The organism is Streptomyces sp. NPDC048504, from assembly GCF_043200035.1.
Classification (GTDB): Bacteria; Actinomycetota; Actinomycetes; order Streptomycetales; family Streptomycetaceae; genus Streptomyces.
Genome location: NZ_JBICXA010000007.1, coordinates 424,427 through 449,796, shown reverse-complemented (window position 1 = coordinate 449,796; position 25,370 = coordinate 424,427). Strand labels below are relative to the sequence as shown.

General features: G+C 69.9%; 23 protein-coding genes and 1 pseudogene. 8 read left to right on the top strand and 16 right to left on the bottom strand.

Going from position 1 to position 25,370, the window contains the following annotated elements:
* Positions 1-22 precede the first annotated feature (22 nt).
* Positions 23-610, top strand: coding sequence for an RBBP9/YdeN family alpha/beta hydrolase (locus tag ACGFY9_RS20385; RefSeq protein ID WP_393755860.1), 588 nt, complete (start codon positions 23-25; stop codon positions 608-610).
* Positions 611-661: 51 nt separating this feature from the next.
* On the opposite strand, the pseudogene ACGFY9_RS20380 reads toward ACGFY9_RS20385, so the two are convergent.
* From ACGFY9_RS20380 to ACGFY9_RS20355, 6 genes and pseudogenes are all read right to left on the bottom strand, one after another.
* Positions 662-1,909: pseudogene (locus ACGFY9_RS20380) on the bottom strand (MFS transporter).
* A 79-nt stretch (positions 1,910-1,988) separates the two neighbouring features.
* Positions 1,989-2,789: a sugar phosphate isomerase/epimerase family protein gene (locus ACGFY9_RS20375; protein ID WP_393755859.1), complete on the bottom strand. Its 801-nt coding sequence runs from the start codon at positions 2,787-2,789 to the stop codon at positions 1,989-1,991.
* A 24-nt stretch (positions 2,790-2,813) separates the two neighbouring features.
* Positions 2,814-3,749, bottom strand: coding sequence for a GNAT family N-acetyltransferase (locus tag ACGFY9_RS20370; protein WP_393755857.1), 936 nt, complete (start codon positions 3,747-3,749; stop codon positions 2,814-2,816).
* A gap of 161 nt (positions 3,750-3,910) precedes the next feature.
* A complete protein-coding gene (locus ACGFY9_RS20365; RefSeq protein ID WP_393755856.1) occupies positions 3,911-4,726 on the bottom strand; it encodes a DUF4253 domain-containing protein in 816 nt (271 codons plus the stop codon).
* A 125-nt stretch (positions 4,727-4,851) separates the two neighbouring features.
* The gene (locus tag ACGFY9_RS20360) at positions 4,852-5,889 is read right to left on the bottom strand and encodes an NAD-dependent epimerase/dehydratase family protein (RefSeq protein WP_393755855.1); all 1,038 of its coding nucleotides are present in this window, start codon (positions 5,887-5,889) and stop codon (positions 4,852-4,854) included.
* Between the two features lie 378 nt (positions 5,890-6,267).
* Positions 6,268-7,314 carry a LacI family DNA-binding transcriptional regulator gene (locus tag ACGFY9_RS20355; RefSeq protein WP_393755854.1) on the bottom strand — a complete coding sequence of 349 codons (1,047 nt, stop codon included), beginning with the start codon at positions 7,312-7,314 and terminating at the stop codon, positions 6,268-6,270.
* 261 nt (positions 7,315-7,575) lie between these two features.
* On the opposite strand from ACGFY9_RS20355, the gene ACGFY9_RS20350 reads away from it, so the two are divergent.
* The 4 genes from ACGFY9_RS20350 to ACGFY9_RS20335 all read left to right on the top strand — a co-directional run bounded on the left by ACGFY9_RS20350 (position 7,576) and on the right by ACGFY9_RS20335 (position 11,351).
* Positions 7,576-8,733, top strand: a complete 1,158-nt coding sequence (locus ACGFY9_RS20350) for a Gfo/Idh/MocA family protein (RefSeq protein ID WP_393755852.1) — start codon at positions 7,576-7,578, stop codon at positions 8,731-8,733.
* On the top strand, positions 8,730-9,884 hold the full coding sequence (locus ACGFY9_RS20345) for a dihydrodipicolinate synthase family protein (RefSeq protein WP_393755851.1): 1,155 nt from the start codon (positions 8,730-8,732) through the stop codon (positions 9,882-9,884). The genes ACGFY9_RS20350 and ACGFY9_RS20345 overlap by 4 nt, the downstream gene beginning before the upstream one ends.
* Before the next feature lie 35 nt (positions 9,885-9,919).
* Positions 9,920-10,720: a sugar phosphate isomerase/epimerase family protein gene (locus tag ACGFY9_RS20340; RefSeq protein WP_393755973.1), complete on the top strand. Its 801-nt coding sequence runs from the start codon at positions 9,920-9,922 to the stop codon at positions 10,718-10,720.
* Between the two features lie 271 nt (positions 10,721-10,991).
* Positions 10,992-11,351, top strand: a complete 360-nt coding sequence (locus ACGFY9_RS20335) for a hypothetical protein (RefSeq protein WP_393755850.1) — start codon at positions 10,992-10,994, stop codon at positions 11,349-11,351.
* Positions 11,352-11,467: 116 nt separating this feature from the next.
* Here the strand turns inward: ACGFY9_RS20335 and ACGFY9_RS20330 are convergent, their stop codons facing one another.
* The 8 genes from ACGFY9_RS20330 to ACGFY9_RS20295 form a co-directional block, all read right to left on the bottom strand.
* The gene (locus ACGFY9_RS20330; RefSeq protein WP_393755848.1) at positions 11,468-11,863 is read right to left on the bottom strand and encodes a DUF937 domain-containing protein; all 396 of its coding nucleotides are present in this window, start codon (positions 11,861-11,863) and stop codon (positions 11,468-11,470) included.
* A gap of 214 nt (positions 11,864-12,077) precedes the next feature.
* On the bottom strand, positions 12,078-12,470 hold the full coding sequence (rbsD, locus tag ACGFY9_RS20325; protein WP_393755847.1) for a D-ribose pyranase: 393 nt from the start codon (positions 12,468-12,470) through the stop codon (positions 12,078-12,080).
* Positions 12,467-13,369 carry a ribokinase gene (locus ACGFY9_RS20320; protein WP_393755846.1) on the bottom strand — a complete coding sequence of 301 codons (903 nt, stop codon included), beginning with the start codon at positions 13,367-13,369 and terminating at the stop codon, positions 12,467-12,469. Before ACGFY9_RS20320 ends, rbsD begins: the two co-directional genes overlap by 4 nt.
* 47 nt (positions 13,370-13,416) lie before the next feature.
* Positions 13,417-15,369 (bottom strand): substrate-binding domain-containing protein, encoded by a 1,953-nt coding sequence (locus tag ACGFY9_RS20315; protein WP_393755845.1) that lies wholly within the window; start codon positions 15,367-15,369, stop codon positions 13,417-13,419.
* On the bottom strand, positions 15,359-16,912 hold the full coding sequence (locus ACGFY9_RS20310) for a sugar ABC transporter ATP-binding protein (RefSeq protein ID WP_393755843.1): 1,554 nt from the start codon (positions 16,910-16,912) through the stop codon (positions 15,359-15,361). The genes ACGFY9_RS20315 and ACGFY9_RS20310 overlap by 11 nt, the downstream gene beginning before the upstream one ends.
* On the bottom strand, positions 16,909-17,961 hold the full coding sequence (locus tag ACGFY9_RS20305; RefSeq protein ID WP_393755842.1) for a LacI family DNA-binding transcriptional regulator: 1,053 nt from the start codon (positions 17,959-17,961) through the stop codon (positions 16,909-16,911). The genes ACGFY9_RS20310 and ACGFY9_RS20305 overlap by 4 nt, the downstream gene beginning before the upstream one ends.
* A gap of 119 nt (positions 17,962-18,080) precedes the next feature.
* Entirely contained in the window at positions 18,081-18,557 is a 477-nt protein-coding gene (locus ACGFY9_RS20300) for a hypothetical protein (protein ID WP_393755841.1), read from the bottom strand.
* Between the two features lie 487 nt (positions 18,558-19,044).
* Positions 19,045-19,455, bottom strand: coding sequence for an ATP-binding protein (locus ACGFY9_RS20295; RefSeq protein WP_393755840.1), 411 nt, complete (start codon positions 19,453-19,455; stop codon positions 19,045-19,047).
* Between the two features lie 233 nt (positions 19,456-19,688).
* Between ACGFY9_RS20295 and ACGFY9_RS20290 the strand changes: the two genes are divergently transcribed.
* Positions 19,689-20,540: a helix-turn-helix domain-containing protein gene (locus ACGFY9_RS20290; RefSeq protein WP_393755839.1), complete on the top strand. Its 852-nt coding sequence runs from the start codon at positions 19,689-19,691 to the stop codon at positions 20,538-20,540.
* Positions 20,541-20,544: 4 nt separating this feature from the next.
* Entirely contained in the window at positions 20,545-20,739 is a 195-nt protein-coding gene (locus ACGFY9_RS20285; protein WP_393755838.1) for a DUF397 domain-containing protein, read from the top strand.
* An 8-nt stretch (positions 20,740-20,747) separates the two neighbouring features.
* Here ACGFY9_RS20285 and ACGFY9_RS20280 read toward each other — a convergent pair whose 3' ends face one another.
* The gene (locus tag ACGFY9_RS20280; RefSeq protein ID WP_393755837.1) at positions 20,748-22,013 is read right to left on the bottom strand and encodes a hypothetical protein; all 1,266 of its coding nucleotides are present in this window, start codon (positions 22,011-22,013) and stop codon (positions 20,748-20,750) included.
* A 20-nt stretch (positions 22,014-22,033) separates the two neighbouring features.
* The gene (locus ACGFY9_RS20275) at positions 22,034-22,888 is read right to left on the bottom strand and encodes an inositol monophosphatase family protein (RefSeq protein WP_393755836.1); all 855 of its coding nucleotides are present in this window, start codon (positions 22,886-22,888) and stop codon (positions 22,034-22,036) included.
* A gap of 163 nt (positions 22,889-23,051) precedes the next feature.
* Between ACGFY9_RS20275 and ACGFY9_RS20270 the strand changes: the two genes are divergently transcribed.
* Positions 23,052-25,328 (top strand): ATP-dependent RecD-like DNA helicase, encoded by a 2,277-nt coding sequence (locus ACGFY9_RS20270; RefSeq protein ID WP_393755835.1) that lies wholly within the window; start codon positions 23,052-23,054, stop codon positions 25,326-25,328.
* The last annotated feature ends 42 nt before the right edge of the window (positions 25,329-25,370 follow it).

Below are 25,370 nucleotides of genomic sequence, written 5' to 3'. Positions count from 1 at the left end.
GTGATCGGAAACCATCGCCCTCATGAACTCCTACCTCATCCTCCACGGTTGGCAGAACCACCGCCCGAAGGAGCACTGGCAGCACTGGCTGGCCGACCGGCTCGGCGAACTCGGCCACCACGTCGTCTACCCCCAGCTGCCCGACCCCGACGAGCCCGACCTGGACGTGTGGCTGGGTGAACTCGCCCGCTGCCTCGATGAGTTGAACAACAGCGGCGGCGCCGAGCGAGTCGTCCTCGGACACAGCGCCTCGGCGCTGCTCTGGCTGCACGCCGTCGCCCGCGGGCAGGTCCAGGGCGGTGAGGCGGACCGCGTGCTCCTGGTCGGACCACCCTCCGGTGCCGTGGTCGCCCAGTATCCGGAGGTCGCCGGATTCGCCCCGCCCGCCGCGGAGTTCACTCTCCCCGGCAACGTCCGCCTCGTCGCCGGCGACGACGACCCGTACTGCCCGGAGAACGCCCGCGCCGCCTACGGCGACCCGTTCGGCATCCCCACCGAACTCGTCCCGGGCGGGGGCCACTTGGACCTGGTCGCCGGTTACGGCTCGTGGCCCGCGGTACTGGACTGGTGCCTGGACGGGACGACACGGCTTGTGGCCCGTCCGGTGTAGGGCTGTCTCCGGCGGCCGGTCTCCGCGAGTGGGGCGCGACGACGGTGCGGCTCACGCCTCGTCCGGTGTGACCCCGACCCCCGCCCCGGCGCGCAGCTCAGGCGTGCTCGCCCCCACGCCCGCCACCGCCAGCACGCACAGCAGCCCGCCGGTGAACAGGGCCGTCGCGCCCGAGGTCCAGCCGGCGATCAGGCCGCCGCGGAGGTTGCCGAGGTTGGGGCCCGCCTGGCCGATGATCTGTTCGGCGGCCGTGACCCGGCCGAGCAGGGCGTCCGGGGTGTGGGTCTGCACGATCGTGCTGCGGGCGACCACCGAGGTGGCGTCGGCGGCGCCCGCCAGCGCCAGCAGCGCGAGTCCCGCCCACGGGTTGGTCATCAGGCCGAAGCAGGCCAGGGCGGCGCCCCAGCCCGCCGCGCCGCAGAGCATCACCGAACCGGGGCGGGCGAGGCGGGTGACCGGGCCGGAGAGGGCCGTGGCCGTGACCCCGCCCACGGCGAGCGCGGACAGGAACAGGCCCAGTGTCCGCGGGTCGCCGCCGAAGCGCTCGGCGTTGATCAGCGGGAAGAGGCTGACCGGCATCGCCAGGACTGTGGCCGCCAGGTCGGTGATCAGCGCGCCGCGCACCACCCGGTGCCCGGCCAGGAAACGCAGGCCGTCGAACATGCCGTGCAGCCCGGGGCGTGACTTCTCGCCCTCGGGCGGCAGCGGGGGGAGGCCGAGGGCGCCGTAGAACGACGCGCCGAAGCTGAGGGTGTCCAGCAGGTAGCAGACACCGATGCCCCACCAGCCGAGCACCACGCCCGCCACGGCCGGGCCGAGCAGCATCATCGCCTGGCCGGTCACCTGGTTCAGGGCGAGACCGGCGGCCACCTAGTCCTTGGGCAGCAGCCGCGGTACGAACACGCCCGACGCGGGTGCGCCGATCGCGGCGAACGCGGACTGCGCCGCCACCAGCGCCAGCACCACGGCCACCGGTACGTGCCCGGTGAAGCCCTGCACGGCCAGCAGGAGGGAGCAGGCGGCGGACCCGGCGGTGCCCGTGAGGTAGACGCGGCGCCGGTCGGTCCGGTCGGCCCAGGCGCCCGCGAACAACCCGAAGCCGATCATCGGCAGGGCCTGCGCCACGCCGACCGCACCGGTCCACACCGTGCTGCGCGTCATGTCCCAGACCTGGTACATGACGGTGACCATGGTCATGAAGCTGCCGAGCGTGGACACCGTCCGCCCGATCAGCAGCCGCCGGAACACCGCTGACGTCCGCAACGGCCGGACGTCGATCAACGTCCGGGTGAGGCTCATGAGGGCATGACGGGGCGCGGGGCGGGTTGAGGAGGCACCGGGGGACCCTAAGCCGCGGCCCGCCGGGGCCGCCAGTTGTTTACGCGGAGTCGTTGAGGAGCCGCGCCAGGTGGTCGTGGCCGGCGGCCAGCAGTTCGGGGAGCGGTGCGGCGGCTTCGTACCACCGCTTCTCGTACTCCCAGCAGAGCCAGCCGTCCCACTCGTGCCGGGCGAGGACCTCGACGCACTCGGCGAGCGGGAGGACACCGGCCCCGAGGGGCAGCGGGGTCGTGTCGTCGGCCGACGCGATGTCCTTGACCTGCACATACCCGAGGTACGGGCCTAGCGCGGCGAGCGTCTCCGACGGCTGCTCGCCGCCGAGCCAGGTGTGCATGACGTCCCACAGCGCCCCGGCGTGGCGGTGCCCGACCGGACCGAGCACGCGGAGCGCGTCCGCGCCGGTGCGGTGCGAGTCGTGGGTCTCCAGCAGCACCCGTACGCCGAGATCGGCACCCCACTCCGCCGCCGTGCCGAGCCGTCGCGCGGCCGTGGCATCGGCCTCCCCGACGGGCTGCTCGGTACCACCACCGGGAAAGACACGGATGAAGGGCGCGCCCAAGTCCCGTGCCAGCTCCAGCAGTTCACGGATCTCCGCGAGTATGGTGTCGTCGTCACCCGGCGCCGCCACCCGCGCATACCCGGCGAGGCCCAGGACTTCGACCCCGGCCGCCTTGAACTCGGCGACCACGTCGGCCCGTTGGCCCGCGTCGATACCGGGGTGCACGGGCTCCTCGGGATGCGCGCGCAACTCGACGCCGTGGTAGCCGTGCGTGACGGCGAGGTCCAGCACGTCGGCCACGGGGAGGCCCGGGACACCGAGGGTGGAGAAGGCGAGCTTCATGCCACGGACCCTACTCGTCACCGCTCACTGTGGCTCGTGCAGGTCGAGCCGCCAGTCCTGGCCGACGAGGTCCTGCCCGAAGGATCGGTGCGGTTTCTCCGCGGTGAGGACGAACCCGTGCCGCTGGTAGATCCGGCGGGCGGCCCCGAGGATGTCGTTCGTCCACAGCACGAGGTCACGATAACCGACCCCACGCGCGAACTCGACGACAGCCGCGACGAGTTGATCCCCGATCCGCAGCCCGCGCGCGTCGGGCTCGACGAGCAGCAGCCGCAGCCGGGCGGTGCCGGGTGCGTCGTCCCGCACGCACATCACACACCCCACCGCCCGCCCGTCGAGCTCGGCGATCCACACCCGCTCCAGGTGCGGATCGTGATCCTCGGCGAAATCGGCGACGATCCGCGCGACGAGCCCTTCGTAGTCGGCGTTGAAGTCGTACTCGGCGGCGTACAGCGCCGCGTTCCGCTGCACGATCCACCCCAGATCACCGGGCCCGGGCTCCCGCAGCACGACGTCCTCCGGCCGCGGTCGCCGCTTGTCCGACGCCGACAGAATGGTCCGTACGGTGCGCAGCGCCTCGGCGAGCCGCGGCCGGTCGGCGTCCGGCACGGCCGCCAGCAGCGCTCCCACCGATTCGTCCGCCCGCTCCGCCAACAGCGCGGCGGTCTCCCGTCCCCGCACGGTGAGCGTGACCTGCCGCCGCCGCGGATCCCGCTCCGACGGCGCCCGCTCGACCAGCCCGTCCTGCTCGAACCGATTCAGGATCCGGCTCAAGTACCCGGCGTCGAGGGAGAGTTCGGCACGGAGATCGGCGGCGTCCGTACGAGGTGAGTGCGCGAGTTCGTACAGGACGCGGGACTCGGTGAGGGTGAACGGGGCGTAGAGGTGGCGGCTGTAGTCGAGGGCGCCGATGACGTTCGTATAGAAACGGTTGAAGGAACGGATGTCCTGGACGGTCATGATCGATCCCCGGTGCTCGCTCAGGGTAGTTGACTCAGTCAGAGGTATTGCGGTCCCGACCGTAGTACCGGGGAAGGCCGCGCGTCCATGGTTCAGGGCTGCGCGCCCATGGCCGACGAGGTCTCGATCTCGACAGCCGGCGCGGCCGACCGAGCAGCGGCCTAGTCCCACCAGAAGCGCCACTGATACCGCCCCACCAGCCCGTTCGCGTACTCGGGGAACGGCGTCGGCGGATCGTCCACGATGTTGTAGGCGGTGGACAGCACATGTTCCAGGGCGAGTTGCTCAGCGTGCGGGACATCGAGGGGCGGCCGGGCGACCGACACGGTCAGCGCACCGCCGAACCCCGACACGACCCGCGCCCCGAACCGCTCCTCCCAACTGCGCAGCAGCGCGCACATCAGGGGAAGCGGCGCCTCGGCCGCCCACCCCAGGATCGCCGGCACATCGGCACTACAGCGGGCGGGCACAAGGGCGAGGGAACAGGTGTGCACGAAGGGTTCAGTGCCGAGGACATCCGCTACGGTCCGCCGGGCCGCCTCCTCCGGACCGACCCCGGCACCCGTGTCCACCCCACCCGCCGCGAGCCCGGGCCAGCTCTCGAAGGGCGGCCCCGGGTCGTGCGGCCAGGGCGCGACGTACTCCCGGACTTCCTCCGGCACGCTCGCCGCCCATTCCTCGTCCGACACCGGGTTCGACCAGCGCGGCAGCCGCCGGCGCCGATACTCGGCGAAGTGCGCCGCGAGCACGGCATCGAGCCGGATAGCGTCGATCTCGCTCAGGTCCTCGGGCCGGCCATGGTCATCCGGCCAGCAGATGAACGGATACAGCCCTGTGACCTCGGCCGACTCCAGCAGCCGAGGCCACAACTCCACGAGATCGTCCGGCAGTTCGTCGGAGAACCACACCTCCACGTCTCCGCGTTGCTCGAAGCGGCCGGAGGGCAGGGGCAGTTCGGTGGGAAGCGGGAAGACCATGCCGGGACGATATGGGGAGGCACTGACAGCGGCACCGGGGGAGTGGCGGATCCAGGATCTTCAGCCGCCATCTCGTCTACGCCCCTTCCCCTCATCCACATCCCTTCCCCGCTCGTCCTCCCTCGTCACCGCCCCGCCCGTCCGACCCGCCCTGCGAGAAAGGCGTCCTCGGCCGCATAGTCGAAGTAGTCCGCGAAGTAACCGTCGTCGACGGGAGGTTGGCCGTTCCTGGCCGCTTCCACCAGCCGGTCGAGTACGGGCGCGATCGTCGTCGCGTAACTACCGGCCGGCCGGTAGCCGAGTGCCGTGGCGGCGGAGGTGTCGAGGACGACCGGATGCGCGGAGTCCCAGGGGGTGCAGCCCAGACCGACCGGTGCCGTGTCGTCCAGCAGCACCTCCTCCCACTCATGGCCCAGGTGCCCCGCGATCGTCCGGCAGATCTCCAGCACGTTGGGTGCGTCCGGATCGGCGCAGTTCAGGACGCGGGTGCCCGGCCGCTCGGCGACCGTCTCGATGAGCGCGGCGAGATTCGCGGCGGCGGTGGTGTGGGCGACCCCGGCACCTCGCCGGGCCAGCAGCAAGGCCGTACGGCCGTCCAACACCCGCTTGACGACGGCCCATTCACGCGCCGGGGACGCCCCGACCCCGTGGATCTGCGACGGCCGCAGCACGCTGATGGGCAACCCGCTCTCCAGGGCGACGAGTTCGGCGGCGACCTTGTTCGCGCCGTAGCCCTCGCGCGAGTGGTGGTCGATGTCGTCGCGCGGGGTCATGGTCGGCTGGGTCTCGGAGACCGGGCCGGAGAAGTGGGGCGGGGTCGATGAGTTGATGTGGTTGCCCGCCGCGTCGATGTAGACGGCCCGGCCGGAGATCAGCGCGGTGGAGGTCGCGTGCGCGGCCAACGGCAGCAGCGAACGGGCGTCGGCGGCGGTGAAGCAGAGGCAGTCGACGAGGAGGTCGGTTCCCTCGCCGACGGCGGCCCGCAGGGCGGTGGAGTCCGCACGGTCCACTGCCTTGAACTCGCCCCCGAGCGCGCTCAGTTCGGGCGGCATGCGAGCGGGGTCCCGGCCGGTCACGTCCACCTGCCACCCGGCGACCAGCAGACGATGCGCGGCGGCACGCCCGACCGGACCGGTTCCGCCGAGGACGAGGGCACGGGGCATGAACGGATCGTAGGCCAGTACCGGGCCGGGGTGACGTCGTAGTGCCGGAAGGTTGTAGCGGCGGGGTGCTGGTGTGGGCGCGGCGGTCAACGGCCCACACCGCGCACGGGAGTTCGCACTTCTCGGATGGCCATGGCCACGGCCACGGCCACGGACCCTGGACGGTGTGCGGGAGCCGGTGCGTCCCCGACCCCTACGGTCGCGAGGCCCCTGTCCGCGCCGCGGCGACGTCGTACTGCCAGAACGGTCGGCTGGTCCACGACCAGCGCCTTCATCGACACGTTCAGCCACACGATGGGCCGGACACTGGGCCGGACGCCGGGCACGTACCGGATCGGATCCGGGGGACAGGCCCGCGTCCTGCCGGCCCCGGCACCTCTACTTCCGCGGCGCCCCGGAAGACCCCCGCACCATCAACTCCCCCCGAACCGTGGCGATCCCACCCGGCGGCGGCTCCTCCCGCCCCATGGCGATCCGTCCCGCCCGGGCCCCGGCCTCGGACAACGGCAGCCGCACCGTCGTCAGCGAAGGCACCGCGTCCACGCTGAACGGCAGATCGTCGAACCCGGCGACCGAGACGTCGTCCGGAATCCGCCGCCCCGACTCCCGCAGTGCCGCACACGCCCCCACCGCGACGGAGTCGTTCGCCGCGACCACGGCAGTCAGCGACGGATCCCGCCGCAACAGCTCCAGCGTCGCCTCGTACCCCGACCGCCGGTCGTAGCGGCCATGAACGGTCCACCGCGGATCCTCTGCGATTCCGTGCGCGGCCAGTGCCTCCCGGTGGCCCTCCAGCCGGTGCCGCGTCGTCGTCCGTTCCTCCGGGCCCGCGATGTAGCCGAGCCGGCGATGGCCGAGGCCGATCAGGTGCTCGGTCAGTTCCCGGCCACCCCCGCGGTTGTCGAAGGTCAGCGCGAACGCCCCGGTGTCCGGCGCCGGCGGCCGCCCGCACAGCACCACCCGCGTCCCGGCCTCGCCCAGCTTCCGCAGTTTCGCCGCGACCGCCGCCGCGTGCGGCGCGTTCTCCATCGCGCCGCCGGTCAGCACGACCGCCGCCGCCCGCTGCCGTTGCAGCAGGGTCAGGTACGTCAGCTCGCGCTCCGGGGAGCCGCCCGTGTTGCACACCACCGCCAGCCGCTCCCCGCCCGCACGGCCCCCCGGCCCCCCGATCTCGCCCTGGATCGCGCTCGCCATGATCCCGAAGAAGGGGTCGGCGATGTCGTTGACCAGGATGCCGACCAGGTCGGAGGTGGCCGCGGCCAGCGCGCTCGCGGGACCGTTGAGCACGTAGTCCAGCTCGTCGACCGCCCGCAGGACCCGCTCGCGCGTGGTGGCCGCGACCGGGTAGTTGCCGTTCAGTACGCGCGACACCGTCGCGGGGGAGACCTGGGCGCGGGCCGCCACGTCCGCCAGGGTCACCGTCATGTTGTTCGTCCTCCGGTCGCGCATCGTGTCGTACGCCGTTGTACATAGGCTGCTCAAAGGAAGCCCCCGTCCGAGCAGACGATAAGGCCATCCATCCCCGCCGTTCGCCCCCTCGAACAACTCGACCCCATCACGGTCTTGTACAGACCAGTGGGCAAAGGCTAGCTTCTGCATATATAGAAAGCGCTTGCTGCAATCGGGACATGCGCTGAGACATGCGCTGAGACATGCGGTGAGACGCATGCGGACGAAGGGAAACACGTGACACGCAAGACGGTGCGTATCGCCATGAACGGCGTGACCGGGCGCATGGGCTACCGACAGCACCTCGTCCGCTCGATCCTCGCACTGCGCGAGCAGGGTGGTCTAGACCTCGGCGACGGTACGGTGCTGTGGCCGGAACCGATCCTCGTCGGCCGCCGCGAGCACGCGCTGAAGGCGCTTGCCGAGCAGCACGGGCTGGACCCGGAGAACGTCTCCACGGACGTCGACGCGGTCCTCGCCGACCCGACCGTCGAGATCTACTTCGACGCCCAGGTCACCTCGGCCCGCGAGGAGGCGCTCAAGAAGGCGATCGCGGCCGGGAAGCACATCTACACCGAGAAGCCGACGGCCACCGACTTCGAGGGTGCGCTGGAGCTGGCCCGCCTCGCCGAGGCCGCCGGCATCAAGCACGGCGTCGTCCAGGACAAGCTGTTCCTGCCGGGCCTGCTGAAGCTCAAGCGGCTCATCGACGGCGGCTTCTTCGGCCGGATCCTGTCCGTCCGGGGCGAGTTCGGCTACTGGGTCTTCGAGGGCGACTGGCAGAGTGCCCAGCGCCCGTCGTGGAACTACCGCTCGGAGGACGGCGGCGGCATCGTCGTCGACATGTTCCCGCACTGGGAGTACGTCCTCCACGAGCTGTTCGGCCGCGTGAAGTCCGTCCAGGCCATCGCGACGACCCACATCCCGCAGCGCTGGGACGAGAACGGCAAGCCCTACGACGCCACCGCCGACGACGCCGCCTACGGCATCTTCGAACTCGACAGCGGCGCCATCGCCCAGATCAACTCCTCCTGGGCCGTCCGCGTCAATCGCGACGAACTCGTCGAGTTCCAGGTCGACGGCACCGAGGGCTCGGCGGTCGCGGGCCTGCGCAACTGCCGAGCCCAGCACCGCAGTTCCACCCCCAAGCCGGTCTGGAACCCGGACCTCCCCGCCACCGAGGTCTTCCGCGACCAGTGGCAGGAAGTCCCCGACAACACCGACTTCGACAACGGCTTCAAGGCGCAGTGGGAGCTGTTCCTCCGCCACGTCTACGCCGACGCCCCCTACCACTGGGACCTCCTGGCCGGCGCCCGCGGTGTCCAGCTCGCCGAGCTGGGCCTGAAGTCGTCCGCCGAGGGCCGCCGTTTCGACGTACCGGAGATCACCCTGTGACCATCCAACTCCCGGACTCCAAGGGCGGGTTGCGAGCCTACGAACCCCGGCCCGAACCCCTCGCCGTGGCCTCCGGCACCCCCTTCACCTCTCGTACGGTGTTCTCGGCGGCGCACGTCGTCGCCGATCCCTTCGCCGACACGAGCCCCGACTCGCCCGCCGCCGTCGACTGGGACGCCACCCTCGCCTTCCGCCGCCACCTGTGGTCGCACGGGCTCGGTGTCGCCGAGGCGATGGACACCGCCCAGCGCGGCATGGGCCTGGACTGGGCGGGCGCGGCCGAGCTGATCCGCCGCAGTGCCGCCGAGGCCAAGGCGGTCGGCGGCCGGATCGCCTGCGGCGTCGGCACCGACCAGCTCACCGACCCGAAGTCCCTGGCCGACGTACAGGCCGCGTACGAGGAGCAGTTGGCGCTCGTGGAGGCGTCGGGCGCGCAGGCCATCCTGATGGCGTCCCGCGCGCTCGCGGCCGTGGCGAAGGGCCCCGAGGACTACCTGGAGGTCTACGGCTACCTGCTCCGCCAGGCGTCCGAACCGGTCGTCCTGCACTGGCTGGGCCCGATGTTCGACCCGGCGCTGGAGGGTTACTGGGGTTCGCCGGACCTCGACGCGGCCACCGGCACGTTCCTCGAAGTCATCGCCGCGCACCCCGACAAGGTCGACGGCATCAAGGTGTCGCTCCTGGAGGCTCAGCGGGAGATCGACATCCGGCGCCGGCTGCCGCAGGGCGTGCGCTGCTACACCGGCGACGACTTCAACTACCCCGAGCTGATCGCGGGCGACGACCAGGGCTTCAGCCACGCCCTGCTCGGCATCTTCGACCCGCTCGGCCCGCTGGCGGCGGAGGCGGTCCGCGTCCTGGACACCGGGAACACGGCCGGATTCCGTGAACTCCTCGACCCCACCGTCGAGTTGTCCCGCCACCTGTTCCAGACGCCGACCCGCTTCTACAAGACGGGCGTGGTGTTCCTGGCCTGGCTCGCGGGCCACCAATCACACTTCACGATGGTCGGCGGCCTCCAGTCGGCCCGCTCCCTCCCGCACTTCGCCCGCGCCTACGAACTCGCCGACGGCCTGGGCCTGTTCCCCGACCCGAAGCTGGCGGAGGAACGGATGAAGAACCTGCTCGCCCTGTACGGAGTGACCCAGTGAGTAATCCCGAGTTGGCGCGCTTCTCCATCAACCAGATGACGGTCAAGCAACTGTCGATGCCCGAACTGGTCGACGCCTGCCTGGAGTTGGGCGTCCCCGGCGTCGGCCTCTGGCGCGAGCCCGTCCAGTCGTACGGCGTGGAGGAGACCGCGAAGCTGGTCCGCGGCGCGGGGCTCACGGTGACAACGTTGTGCAGGGGCGGCTTCCTCACGGCGATCGACCCGGACGAGCGCGCCCGCGCCCTCGACGACAACCGCCGGGCCGTGGACGAGGCCGCCACCCTGGGCACGGACACCCTGGTCCTGGTGTCCGGTGGTCTCCCCGCCGGTTCCAAGGACCTGCACGGCGCGCGGGAGCGGATCGCCGACGCGCTGGGGGAGCTGGGGCCCTACGCCGAGGAGCGGGGCGTGCGGCTGGCCATCGAGCCGCTGCACCCCATGTTCGCCTCCGACCGCTGCGTGGTCTCGACGCTCACCCAGGCCCTCGACCTCGCCGAGCGCTTCCCCGCCCAGCAGGTCGGCGTCACGGTCGACACGTACCACATCTGGTGGGACGACCGGGCGCCCGAGCAGATCGCCCGGGCGGGCGCGGGCGGCCGTATCCACACCTTCCAACTCGCCGACTGGACCACCCCGTTGCCCGAGGGCGTGCTCAACGGCCGCGGGCAGATCGGGGACGGCGCGATCGACATGCGGGAGTGGCTGTCGTACGTCGAGGCGGCGGGCTACACCGGTTCCATCGAGGTCGAGCTGTTCAACGACGGCCTGTGGGCGCGGGACGGACGCGAGGTGCTGGCGGAGACGGCGGCGCGGTTCGTGGAGCACGTGATCCGGTAGGCGGAATGTGAGAGTCACCTTCACACAGCTCGTTTTTATAAATGCAGATCAGGGTCCGTGCGGTGCGCGTCATTCCTGTGACCAGCCTGTCGATTTAGGTTTTTCGGAGCTTTTCGGAACCGTATCTCCCCAGGTCATGTCTGTAGGATCGTGCTCGCCGCGGGGCCGGGAGAAAGCCCGGAAACGCGGTCTTCCGGGCTTTCTCTTGTATGAGAGAAGCCTGAGAGGTGCATAAGAGAAGTAATTCGAGAAACAAAACAAGGAGTTATCTGTGAACGTGCGTATCGCCGCCGTCTCCGTCGTCTCCGCGGCCCTCGTCGCCGTCGGCGCCACCTCCGCCGTCGCCGCGCCCGCCCCGGCGCCCGCGACCATCACCCTCAAGGCCAACCACGCCGCCGTGAAGCTCGGCGACGTGGTGACCTTCACCGGCAAGACCACCGGTCTGAAGGAAGGCAGCAAGGTCACGCTGCAGGTCAAGACCGGTGCGACGTGGAAGTCGCTGCCGGTGACCGCCAAGGTCAACCACAGCGCCTACAAGCTGACCGACAAGTTCCAGAAGAAGGGCGTCCAGGTCCTGCGCGTCAAGGACGGCGCCGCTGTGTCCAAGGGTGTCTCGGTCACCGTCCGCTGACGTCGACCGCCCCGCGCTGACACACCCCTGAGCCCTGCCCCACCCCGTTCGATCCGGGGTGGGGCAGGAGGTCAGGAGTATGCCGTACCGGCCGTCCAATACCCGCACCGCACGGGTTACTTCTTCTTTGCCGCCCGCTTCGTGAGCACCGCGAGCACGGCCGGGATCAGCATCTCGACGACCCGCGCGACGGTCGCCGGCGGCAGCCCCGTCTTCTTGGCCACCGCGTTCGCCACCGGCCTGGCCGCCTTCGCCAGCACCCCGGCCATGAGCCCGCCGGTCGCGAAACCGCCCAGCGTGGCCACGCCCTGGAGCGGAGCCTCCGGAGGCGTCTCGATCGTCGGGGGCTCCGCGGCCGCCGCCTCGCCGGACAGCGCCGAGGCCGTCGTCCCCACGACCTCCCTCGCGCCCGCCTCGTCCGTCCCCAGCAGGCCCGCGATCTCCTGGACCTTGGCGTCGCCCAGCTCGTCGAGGATGTCGTCGTGGAAGGTCGTAGCAGAGTCTTCGGTCATGCCGAAACGCTACGTCTGACCCGTTTCGTCGGCACCCGGAAGCCGTCTTGAAGATTTCTCAAGACGGCGTACAACCCTTCCCGCAGTCCGCCGGTCTTACTTGGCATCAGGACTCTTGGAGGGGGATCTGGGGGGATCGCGGGGGTTCTGATGCTGGAGGGGAAAACCCGAGGGGGCCTGGTCGACGGACTGGGCCTCCTCGAATTTATGGTCTCTAGAAGAACACCCCGCACCGCAGCAGCACGTTCGCGTACGGCCGTGCCTCGCCCGTGCGTACGATCAGCCGCGCGTCCGCCGACAGTTCCTTGAGCCGCTCGTGGGAGACGAGGTCCAGGCCGTCGGGGAAGCGGGCGTCGAGCAGGGCCGTGGCCGCTCGATTCGCGCCGCGCACCTCGCTCGCCGCCGTGGCGCCCTCCACCACCAGCTCGGCCAGCAGCCCGTCCAGCACTTCCTCGAACGACGGCACCCCGGCGCGGAACGCCAGGTCCACCACCCGGGGACCCTGGGGGATCGGCATCCCGGCGTCGCACACCAGCACCCCGTCGCCGTGCCCCAACTCGGCCAGCGCGCCGGAGAGATGACGGTTGAGAATCCCTGCCTTCTTCACAGTGCGGCGACCTCGTCCGCAGTGGGGAAGGAGTCCTGGGCACCCTTCTTGGTGACGGCCACCGCCCCGACCCTGGCCGCGTACTCCGCGGCCTCGGCCAACGACAGCCCCGCACCCAGCTTCCAGGCCAGCGCCGCGGTGAACGCGTCGCCCGCGCCCGTCGTGTCCACGGCGTCCACCTTCACGGACGGCACCCGCGTGACCCCGTCCTTGGACGCCACCAGAGCACCCTCCGCGCCCAGCGTCACGACCACCGAACGCGGCCCCTTCGCCAGCAGGATCCGCGCCCAGTCCTCGGGCCGCTCGCTCACACACGCGTCCCCGAGGATCACCTTCGCCTCGTGCTCGTTGACGATCAACGGGTCGCAGGCGGCGAGGACTTCGGCCGGGAGGGGCCGGGGCGGCGACGGGTTCAGCACGAAGCGGCTGCCGTCCGCGAGATTCCGTACGACTTCCACGACCGTCTCCAGCGGGATCTCCAGCTGTACGGAGACCACCCGGGCGGCCTGGAAGAGGCACCCGGCGGCCTGGATGTCCACGGGGAACAGCTTTCCGTTGGCGCCGGGCGACACCACGATGCTGTTGTCGCCGGACGGGTCGACCGTGATCAGCGCGACCCCGGTCGGCGCGCCGCTGACCAGGACGCCCACTGTGTCGACCCCGGCGGCCCGCTGCGAGTCGAGCAGCAGCCGGCCGTGCGCGTCGTCGCCGACCCGGGCCAGCAGGACCGTACGGGCTCCCAGCCGGGCGGCGGCGACCGCCTGGTTGGCGCCCTTGCCGCCGGGGTGGACGGTCAGGTCGGAACCGAGGACCGTCTCGCCGGCGCCCGGCCGCCGCTCGACGCCGATCACGAGGTCGGCGTTGGCCGATCCCACGACCAGGAGGTCGTAGTCGTACATCAATTGACTCCCCACGGTGGTGACTTGGAGTGGTGGACCGGTCCTCGTCAGCCGGTGAACCCAGCCACATTCTCCTTGGTGACGACCTTGACCGGCACCTTGACCGTCGACTCGACCTTCTTGCCCTGAGCCGCGCGCAGCGCGTTGTCCACGGCAATCCTGCCGAGTTGGCTGGGCTGTTGCGCCACGGACGCGTACAGCGTGCCCTGCTTGACGGCGGTCAGGCCGTCCGGCGTGCCGTCGAAGCCGACGACCGAGACCGACTTGCCGGCCTTGGAGCCGAGCGCCTTGATCGCGCCGAGGGCCATCTCGTCGTTGGCGGCGATGACGCCCTGGACGTCGGGGTGGGCCTGGAGCAGGTTCGACATCACGTCGAGGCCCTTGGTGCGGTCGAAGTCGGCCGGCTGCTGGGCGACGACCTGGATGCCGGGGTAGGCCTTCAGTCCCTTGGCGAAGCCCTCCGCCCGCTCGCGCGCCGCCGACGTGCCCGCCTGGCCCTGGAGGATGACGATCTTGCCGGTGCCGCCCAGCTTCTCGGCGACGGTCTTGGCGGCGAGTTCACCGCCCACGACGTTGTCGGAGGCGACGAGCGTGTCCACGGCCGCTTTGTTGACGCCCCGGTCGACGGCGATGACCGGGATCTTCGCCTTGTCGGCGGCCTTCACGGAGTTGCTCGCCGCGTCCGAGTCCACCGGGTTGACGATGATCGCGCCGTAGTCGGAACTGGTGAAGTTCTGGAGCTGGTTGGCCTGCTGGGAGGCGTCGTTCTGCGCGTCCGTGACGGTCAGGTCCAGGCCCAGCTTCTTCGCCTCGGCCTGCGCGCCCGACCGGATCTGCACGAAGAACGGGTTGTTGAGCGTGGAGAGCGACAGACCGAGCTTGGGCTTCGACGTCGTGGAGGAGTCGTTGTGCAGGAAGGAGGTGGCACCGACGATCGCGATGGTGACGACGGCCGCGAGCGCGTACGTGGTCGCCTGCTTGCCCTTGCTGCCACCGCCACCGCCCGCACCGGAGGCGGGAGTTGCGCCCGCCTTGCGGCGCACGGTGTCCAGCAGGACCGCCAGCGCGATCACGACGCCGATGACGACCTGCTGCCAAAAGGCGGACACGGAAAGGAGGTTGAGGCCGTTGCGCAGCACCGCGAGGATCAGCGCGCCGATGAGCGTGCCGGACGCCTTGCCGGTGCCGCCCGCGAGGGAGGCGCCGCCGATGACGACCGCGGCGATCGCGTCCAGCTCGTAACCGTCGGCGGCCTGCGGCTGCGCGGAGGAGAGCCGGGAGGCGAGGACGATGCCCGCGGCGGCGGCGAAGACACCGGACAGGGCGTAGATCGCGAGCTTCTGCTTGGAGACGCGCAGCCCCGAGAGGCGTGCGGCCTCTTCGTTGCCGCCGATCGCGTACATGGACCGGCCGATGTAGGTCCGCCCGAGGATGAAGGCCGCGATGAGCCCCATCACGATCATCACCAGGACCGGCACCGGCAGCCAGCCGCCGAGCGTGTCACCGAGGTGCGAGACCGAGTCCGGGAAGGCGATCGGGGAGCCCTGCGAGATCACCAGCGACAGCCCGCGCGCCACGGACAGCATCGCCAACGTCGCGATGAACGGCGGCAGTTTGCCGTAGGCGATGAGGAAACCGTTGACCAGGCCGGCGGCGATGCCGGTGGCGATCGCGAGGACGACGGCGAGGAAGACCGGGACGCCGTGCTGCGTGGCGCTCCAGGCCAGCACGGTGGCCGAGAGGGCCGCGACCGAACCGACCGACAGGTCGATGCCCGCCGAGACGATCACGAAGGTGACGCCGAAGGCGAGGATGGCGGTCACGGCCGCCTGGACACCGACGTTGAGGAGATTGTCGGTGGTCAGGAAGTCGCCGGACAGCGCCGACATGGCGATGACCAGGACGATGAGCGCGGTCAACGCCCCGTTGTCCAGGAGCAGTCGGCGGATCCCCGAGGCGCCACTCGCGCCCGGCGTGCTCTTGAGCGTGTCAGTGGCCACGGTGGCCCTCCACAGCGGTAGTTGCTTGAGCGGTAGTCGCTTCGGTTGATGTGCCGGGTGTGCTGACGGCGAGTGCCATCACGGAGTCCTGCGTGGCCTGTTCGGCGGAGAGTTCGCCCGCGATGCGCCCCTGGGCCATGACCAGCACCCGGTCGCTCATGCCGAGAACTTCGGGCAGATCACTGGAGATCATGAGGACGGCGGCACCACCGGCGGTGAGCTGATTGATCAGCTGATAGATCTCGACCTTGGCGCCGACATCGATGCCGCGCGTCGGCTCGTCGAGGATCAGCACCTTGGTGTCGGCGAGCAGCCACTTGCCGATGACGACCTTCTGCTGGTTGCCGCCGGACAACGTCCGTACCTGCTGGCCGAGTCCGGCCATCCGTACGCCCAGCTGCTTGGCGATCCGCGCGGCGGCCGCGCGCTGCCCCTTGAGGTCGACGAGCCCGCCGTGGGTCGCGGCCCGCATGGTGACGAGCCCGAGGTTCTCCTGCACGGACTGGTCGAGCACGAGCCCCTGGCCCTTGCGGTCCTCGGGCACGAGCCCGATCCCGGCAGCCATGGCCGCGTTGACGTCATGCTTGGGGACGAGTCCACCGGAGGCGGTGACGGCCCCCTGGTCGTACGGGTCGGCCCCGAAGACAGCCCGTACGACTTCGGTACGACCGGCCCCGACGAGCCCGGCGATGCCGACGACCTCACCGGCCCGCACCTCGAAGCTGATGTCGTGGAAGACCCCGTCCCGGGTGAGCCCCTCGACGGAGAGCAACGCGGCGCCGGCGTCCGGCCGTTCACGCGGATACTGCTGCTCGATCGACCGCCCCACCATGAGCCGTACGAGCTCGTCCTCCGGGGTGGAGGCAGGCACCTGCCCAACGGACCGCCCGTCCCGAATGACGGTGACCCGGTCCCCGAGGGCGGCGATCTCCTCAAGATGATGGGTGATGAAGACGATCCCGACCCCGTCCGCGCGCAGTTGACGCACGATCGCGAACAGCTTCTCGACCTCTTCCGAGGTGAGCACGGCGGTCGGCTCGTCCATGATCAGCACGCGCGCGTTGAGGCTGAGCGCCTTCGCGATCTCGACCATCTGGAGCCGAGCGATACCGAGTTCACGCACCCGAGCGCGCGGCGAGACGTTCACACCCACCCGCTCCAGCAGGACGGCGGCATCGGCCTCCATCCGCTTCCGGTCGATCATCCCGAGCCGACGCGGCTGCCGCCCCAGAAAGATGTTCTCGGCGACCGTCAGATCGGGAACGAGGTTGAACTCCTGGTAGATGGTGGCGATCCCGAGCCGCGCGGAGTCCTGCGCACTGTGGATGCGCACCTCCTCGCCGGCGGCCAGGATGCGGCCGCCGTCGGGGCGGTAGGCCCCGGAGAGCATCTTGATGAGGGTGCTCTTGCCCGCGCCGTTCTCACCGAGCAGCACATGGACCTCACCCCGGCGCAGATCGAAGTCGACGCCGTCCAGCGCGACGACACCGGGGAAGGTCTTGCGGATGCCCTCGATGCGCAGCAACTCGTCCTGGTTGCTCACGACTGGCTCCTTCGAACAGGTTGAACCGGGGCGGTTCCAACAGTGGGTTGCGCGGAGTCCGGCTCACCGCACGAGCGGCGCACGACGAGCCGGGCAGGGAGGGTGACGGACTGCGGAGCCCGCCCCTCGATCCGGTCGACGAGCGCGCGAACGGCGGCCCGGCCGAGGTCACCGGTCGGCTGAGCGATCGCGGTGATCGGCGGATCGGTGTGCACGAACCACCGGATGTCGTCGAACGCGGCCAGCGCGAGATCCTCCGGAACCCGCAGCCCACGCGCGCGTACGGCGTCCAGGGCACCCAGGGCCATCAGGTTGTCGGCGGCGAACACGACCTCGGGCGGCTCGGCCAGATCGAGAAACCCTTCGGTCACCCGCCGCCCGCTCTCGGCCTGGAAGTCGCCCTGCCCGATGTAGACGTCGGGGAGGGGAATCCCGTACTCGGCCAGCGCGTCCCGGAAGGCCGCGACGCGCTCACTGCCGGTGGTGGTGGCGGCGGGGCCGCCGATGATGGCGAGCCTGCGATGCCCGAGCCCGTGCAGATGCGCGACGAGATCCCGGATCGCGGCCCGCCCGTCGGCCCGCACGACGGGCACGTCCAGGCCCGGGATCCACCGGTCCACGAACACCATCGGGGTCCCCGCGCGCGCGGCGTCCAGCATCCCGGGGGAGCCGCCGTCGGTGGGGGACACGAGCAGTCCGTCGATACGACGGTCCAGCAGCGTCCGCACATGGTGGTCCTGCAGCTCCGGCCGCTCGTCGGCGTTGCCGATGATGACGCTGTACCCGAGGGCGCGGGCTTCTTCCTCGACGGAACGGGCCAGCTCGGTGAAGTACGGGTTGAGCACGTCGCTGATGACCAGCCCGAGGGTGCGGGTCTGATCGGTACGCAGCGAACGGGCGACGGCGTTAGGGCGATAACCCAGCGCCTCTACGGCGGCCAGCACGCGGGCACGCGCGTCGTCACTGACCGACGGATGGTCATTCAGCACCCGCGACACCGTGGCCACGGAAACCCCGGCCCCGGCGGCGACGTCCTTGATGCTCGCCATCGCCGTTCCACCTCCTTGTGGAATCGATTACATGGAGGATTGGAATCGATTACACGGGAGTAAACAAGACCCTGAGACCGGATCGTGATGGTCCGTGCCTGAACCGGTGACCCGGTTCGCTATCTGGCCGGCGGGACGGGCCCGCCCGGGGAAGGGCTGTCACCGGCGGGCGCGAAGGCCCCGGTTCCGGGGATGGCGGCGTCCTGTGCGCGGATACGCGCCAGTTCCCCGTGCAGCCGGTGGAGTTCCTCGGCGCGTTGCTCGGGCGGGAGAACGGCGACTCCGTCCACGCGGTCGACGAGCCCAAGGAGGCCGGCCCGCATGCTGCGGTGCCAGCGCCAGCGCGTACCGAAGTCCATCGCCCGGAGGAAGGCGATCAGGAACGTGGCCAGGCCGGTGGCGCTGCGGGTCCAGGTCGAGTAACCGCCGGGCAGGACCGTGGCGACCGTGGTCGCGGCCATGGCGAGCCCAGTGCCCACGTTGTGCCACGTGGAGTCGATCCAGGCGCCCCGGGCATGAGGCTTGGCCGCGCGCTCCGCCGTCCTTCGCAGCGCGGCGGCAGCCTCGCGCAGCTCCGTCTCGCTCGTCTCGCTCACCTTGGATCGGCCCCCTCCGCTCGGTGATCGATCAATGATCCAAGGCATACTCCGGCTGGGGAAGACCGTGAACCCATTGGGCTCGCTCCGGCCGACGGACCCGGTCCGGTTTCTGTCCGCTCCTGGCCTCTGTCGGTCATGCATCGGTCACGTGATCAGCCCCTGTAGGGGCCGGTCAGGGACCTTCTTTCCGTGACTTGTGCTTACGGTTCTGTGCGACTTCGTGACTGGAGCGGGGCCGCCCTTGTGGCGGGTGTGTAACCGTCCGTAGCTTGCTGACCACGAGGACCGGAAGGGGTCTCGGCGGACGAACTGCGGATGCCTCGTGAACTCCGCTGCCGAGCGTCTGGAGTCAGGGTCTGACGTCTCGCTCGGCTTCTATCTCGAACGCCCCTCGTATCTGTCCCTGTCCCTGGTGACGTGCTCCCCGAACCGTTCGAAGCCCGAACTGCCCTGCCCTGTCCGGTAGTTCCGGCGGAACATCACCTCAAGCCGCAGCGAGCTCGCACCACACGAGCTTCCCCCGGCTGCCGTTCCGGGAAAGCGGCTGCCAGCCCCACTGATCGCAGGCCCGGACCAGCGCGAGGCCGCGGCCGTCCTCCGCGTCGCCGAGTTCCTCCAACGGCCGTGGCGGCTCCGGCGGTTCGGGATCGGCATCCCAGGCCCCGAGCCGCAGTACTCCCGCCGCCCAGTTCACGCGCAGGGCGGCGGGCCCCTTCGCGTGCAGTACGGCGTTGGCGATCAGCTCCGTCGCGAGAAGCTCGGCGGTGTCGGCCAGCCGGATCAGACCGTGCACGGTGAGGATCAGGCGCAGGGTGCGGCGGCTGACTGTGACGGCACGAAGGTCGTTTGGGATGTAGAGGCAGTACTCCCAGGGCACGGGTGGGTTTTCGGGCATGCGTCAACTCCGTTTCGGTGGTGGGGATTTCGGAGGACTACGGGGTGGCGCGGGCGGTGGCTTGCCGCAGCCGTCCTGGCAGGACGGAGTGGTGCGCTTCCGGTGTCCCGGGATTGCCGCAGCGTGTGCGTCGCGTCACCGACGGTAGACCTAGCATTTTAAGTTTCGCAAGCCGGTCGCGTAATCTGACCCCTGAACGAGTCGCGCCCACCGGCGCGTTGGGAGGGGTAGTCGTGGCACTGAGGCGCGAGCCAACGGCACGTCAGATGCGCCTGGCGATCGAGTTGCGCAGACTCCGCGACGCGGCAGGTCTCGCGGCCCGCGAAGGGGCGGCACTGCTTGGAGTGAGCTCCGCGCAGATCAGTCAGATCGAGGCGGCCCTAGCCGGCGTCAGTGAAAAGCGGCTGCGCCGTTTGGCGGCCAACTATGTAGCCACGGATGAGGAGTTCATCGACGCCCTGGTCGCGATGGCGACCGACAGGACACGCGGCTGGTGGGAGGAGTACCGAGGTTCGCTGCCCACACCGTTCCTCGACCTCGCCGAGTTGGAACATCACGCCTGCTACCGATGGGACGTGGACTTCCTGCACATCCCGGGACTTCTGCAGACCGAGGACTACGCCCGAGCCCTCTTCTCCTACGTGAACCCGGAGTTCCCGAAGAGCGAGGTGGAGAGCTGGGTGGAACACCGGATGAAGCGCAGAGTCATCATCGAGCGCCCCAATCCGATCCCGTACGAGACGTTGATCCACGAGGCGGCCCTGCGCATCCGGGTCGGTGACCAGATCGCGGCGCGGGCCCAACTCACCCGTGTCCTGGAACTCTCCGAAGCCGAACACGTCACCGTGCGCGTCATCCCCTTCGATCTGAACGGTTTCGGCGGGGCCGGAAGTGCCATGGTGTACGCGGGCGGCGCCGTCCCACAGTTGGACACCGTGGTACGCGACGGCCCCAACGGCCCCGTTTTCATTGACTCCGAGGCCCAGCTCAACCGCTACCGAACCCTCTTCCGTAGGGTGGAGGCGGTGTCCCTCGAACCCCAGCGTTCGCGTGACTTCATCCACAGGCTGGCGAAGGAGCTGTGACCGCATGATCACCCCTGACAATTGGCAGAAGTCGTCGTATTCCGGGGGCGGCCAGGGTGATGCCTGCGTGGAGATTGCCCGTCGCCACCTGCACATAGCCGTCAGGGACTCCAAGGTCCCGAACCACGCCACCCTCACAGTCACCGCCCCCGCCTTCACCGCCTTCGTCGAAGCCCTGAAGCCGCAACCCCGCCGCTGATCTTCCCGTCAGCGGCCCGCCCGCTTCCACGCGCTGATGAATTCCTTGTACAGGAAGCGCTGGAACGGCTGTGCCCCCACGAACGTGAACTGCTTGCCCAGCGTCCGTGCTCCGAACCACAGCCCACTGACGGCCGGGACGCCCGTCGCCACCTGCGTGACGGATGCCACGGAGTTGACCAACTCCTGCTCTACGGCGGACATTTCGGCCCTGCGCAGGCCCAGCCGATCGAGGAGCTGGTGCTTCACTCCTTCGATGTCTCGGGCGAGCCGTAACTGGTCCTCGTCGGTGACGCAGCGTTCGACGGCGTGACGAAGGTCTGCGGCTCGCTCGCGGTACTCGTGTATGCGCTGGACGATGAGGGCGATCCAGCGTCTGTCGTCGAGTCGACCGGTCTCGCCGGGCTCCCACAGCCTGCCGCCCAGCAGGGGCAGTTCGAGTTCGAGAAGGCGTAGCCGATGGGCGTCGCCCTGGCGGGCCGCGCGGCTGAGGGTGTCGTGGATGCCGCGTACCGCCTGGATGATGTCGAGCACGGCGGCGTCGCCCGCGCCGTCGAGTGTGAGATCGAATGTCAGGGAGAAGTCCCTGCGGAGAGGATGCGACTGGTAGGTGATCTCGGCTGCTTCTGCCCGGGCTTGGTACTTCATGCCTCTGGCCAGTGTGGCCATGAGGTACTTCCCCTGGCCGGGCGCCGTGATGTCACGCAGCGGTCCGGCGAGGATGACTGCCGCAGCGCGGGCCCAGTCCCCGAAGCCGTCCTCCTCCACCCCGTCGCGGGTGGGTATGCGGTCGGAGTGATGACCACTGCTGTTGCGGACCTTCTGTTCCTGGAACGCGCTCCAGTCCCGCAGCCGGCCGGACAGCGAAGTCTGTGATCCGGCGCTGGTGCGGTCGATCGTGAACGCCTGCTCGACGAAGCGCGCCATGCTGGTGATGCCGTGCACGCTCTGGAGGTCGAGAAGCGCGGCGTCCACCAGGTCCGCTGTGCGTCGCTGCTGGCCGGTGTCGGCCTGCAGGGCATGGGTCAGACCGGTCCGCATGAGTTCACGCAGGAGCAGCGGACGTTCTCCGAAGTCCTCCGGGCCTGGGGTCGGCAGGATCGGGTGGGCCACGTGGACCCGGGACATGAAGATGAGTGACTGCACGATCTCCACGAAGCACTGCCTTGCGAAGGGATCGGCGGGCTGCTCGGCCCTGTTCTGGGCCAGCAGGAAATCCTCCGCGCTGATGAAGGACGTGACGTCCAACAGGACGTCGGTGTTCCGCTGTGTCATCGACCGGCCGCTTCGCGTCGTCAGTGGGGTGTGCCTAGGAACCAGGAGATGACATCCGGCCGCCCCATGACCGTCGAGGCGAAGACCGGCTCGGCCTGGCTGAAGAAGGACGGGGTGAGGGGGAGCGGTTCGCCGTCCTCGGCACAGTGACGCAGGCCCGCCGCCGTGCCGAGGCAGAGGCCCGCGATCCCGTCCCACACCTTCTGCCTGCGCCGCCAGAACAGTTCGAACGGGGGCAGCGAGGGGGCCGTTCGACCACTGAGGTCGATAGCCGCGCGGACCATGTCGAGCGTCTGGGACGTCGTACGGGTCTTCAGCAGGAAGCCCGTTTCCTCGGCCGCTCGGTCGAAGTCCCGAGGAGGGGCCCCGGCACTGCGAGTGGCGGAGAGCCATCGGTCCTCGCGGGGATCGGAGGGAGGCTCGACAGTGGCGCCGTCGAGAGTGAGACGGCGCCCACGCGCGTCCCCGGTCACGACCAGAGGCGTGCCGCCCGAACCGAGTTCCGGTGCGAGGACGAAGGCGGACACCGGCTGCCAGTCCTCCAGCAGACAGACCACCGAACAGAACTCGACCCGTTTCTCCTGGACGAACTCCGCCGTTCCGTCGATGGGATCGATCACCCACACCCGGCCGCCGGCACGCGCCACCTCTTCCCGAGGTCCCTGCCGCTCGTCCTCCTCGGCGATGATCGCGGCGTCGGGTTCCGTGGCCCGGATCGCGTCGACGATGATCCGCTGCACCGCGACGTCCGCCTCCGTGAGGAGAGTGGTGTCCGCCTTGACCTCGACAGGAAGATCAGCGAGGTGGCTGCGGTAAGTGGTGAAGACCGGAAGCAACCGCTCGGTGAGCTCGTCCCACAGCGGGGCGACGGACATCAAGAACCCTCCAGCGGCTCGGACAGACGGCTGAGCGCCCCTGGACTCCAAGGGCGCTACGGCAACCTTGGCATAGCGGCACCAGCCCTGGAAGACGGCAGGATGCCGAGGTACCGGAAGAAGCCCCACCCCCACTGTCACACCCGCCCGGTACCGTCGACCCATGTCCAACCAGGCGGCAAAACCGGGGACCCCCACCGGCGAGCGACACCTCGCCGTCCTCGAAGGTGTCCTGGAGCGGATCACCTACGCCAACGAGGAGAACGGCTACACGGTCGCCCGCGTAGACACAGGTCGAGGCGGCGGAGACCTCCTCACCGTCGTAGGCGCGCTGCTAGGCGCCCAGGCCGGCGAATCCCTCCGCATGGAAGGCCGCTGGGGCTCGCATCCCCAATACGGCAAGCAGTTCACCGTGGAGAACTACACAACTCTCCTCCCCGCCACCATCCAGGGCATCCGCCGCTACCTCGGCTCAGGCCTCGTCAAAGGCATCGGCCCCGTCTTCGCCGACCGCATCACCCAGCACTTCGGCCTGGACACCCTGCAGATCATCGAGGACGAGCCCAAGCGCCTCATCGAGGTTCCCGGGCTCGGCCCCAAACGCACCAAGAAGATCGCCGAGGCCTGGGAGGAGCAGAAGGCGATCAAGGAGGTCATGCTCTTCCTCCAGACCGTCGAGGTGTCCACGTCGATCGCGGTGCGCATCTACAAGAAGTACGGCGACGCGTCGATCTCGATAGTGAAGAACCAGCCGTACCGCCTCGCCTCCGACGTCTGGGGCATCGGCTTCCTCACCGCCGACAGGATCGCCCAGTCCGTCGGGATTCCCCATGACAGTCCGGAGCGCGTCAAGGCGGGGCTGCAGTACGCCCTCTCCCAGGCCACCGACCAGGGCAACTGCTACCTCCCCGAAGAGCGCCTGATCGCCGACGCGGTCAAACTCCTCCAGGTCGACACCGGCCTCGTCATCGAGTGCCTGGCCGAACTCGCCCTCCCGGACGAGGAGTCGGGCGACCCCGGTGTCGTACGCGAAAAAGTCCCCGGTCCCGACGGCAGCCCCGACCCCGTCACCGCCGTCTACCTCGTCCCCTTCCACCGCGCCGAACTCTCCCTCGCCGCCCAGCTCCGCCGCCTCCTGCACGCGGACGCGGACCGCATGCCCGGGTTCCACGACGTGGCCTGGGACAAGGCGCTGGCCTGGCTCAAGAGCCGTACGGGCGTAGAACTCGCGCCCGAACAAGAGGCCGCCGTCAAGCTCGCCCTCACGAAAAGGGTCGCCGTCCTCACCGGCGGCCCCGGCTGCGGCAAATCCTTCACGGTCCGCTCCATCGTCGAGCTGGCCCGCGCCAAGAAGGCCAAGGTCGTCCTCGCCGCCCCCACCGGCCGTGCCGCCAAACGCCTGGCCGAACTCACCGGCGCCGAAGCCTCAACCGTCCACCGCCTCCTGGAACTCAAGCCCGGCGGCGACGCGGCCTACGACAAGGACCGCCCGCTGGACGCCGACCTGGTCGTGGTCGACGAGGCCTCCATGCTCGACCTCCTCCTCGCCAACAAACTCGTCAAAGCCGTGCCCCCAGGGGCCCACATCCTCTTCGTGGGAGACGTGGACCAGCTCCCCAGCGTCGGCGCCGGCGAGGTGCTGCGCGACCTGCTGGCCGACGGCGGTCCGATCCCCGCCGTGCGCCTCACGCGCGTGTTCCGCCAGGCCCAGCAGTCGGGCGTGGTGACGAACGCGCACCGGATCAACTCCGGCCAACACCCGGTCACCGACGGCATGAAGGACTTCTTCCTCTTCGTCGAGGACGACACGGAGGAGGCGGGCCGGCTCACCGTGGACGTGGCGGCCCGGCGGATTCCGGCCAAGTTCGGGCTCGACCCGCGCCGGGACGTGCAGGTACTCGCGCCCATGCACCGGGGACCGGCGGGCGCGGGCAACCTCAACGGCCTGCTCCAACAGGCGATCACGCCCGGCCGCCCCGACGTCCCCGAGAAGCGGTTCGGCGGCCGGGTCTTCCGCGTCGGCGACAAGGTCACCCAGATCCGCAACAACTACGAGAAGGGCGAGAACGGCGTCTTCAACGGCACGGTCGGCGTCGTCACCTCACTCGACCCGGTGGACCAGCGCCTCACGGTGCTGACGGACGAGGACGAGGAGGTTCCGTACGAATTCGATGAACTGGACGAGCTGGCGCACGCGTACGCGGTGACCATCCACCGCTCCCAGGGCAGCGAGTACCCGGCCGTCGTGATCCCGGTCACCACGAGCGCGTGGACCATGCTTCAGCGGAACCTGTTGTATACGGCCGTCACCCGGGCCAAACAGCTGGTTGTGCTGGTCGGATCGCGCAAGGCGATCGGCCAGGCCGTGCGCACGGTGTCGGCGGGCCGACGGTGTACGGCACTGGATTTCAGGCTGGCCGAGGGACGGGTCTCGGGCTGAGTTCGGCTGCGAAGCGTCATTGGTGAACGGGCTGTCCGCCCT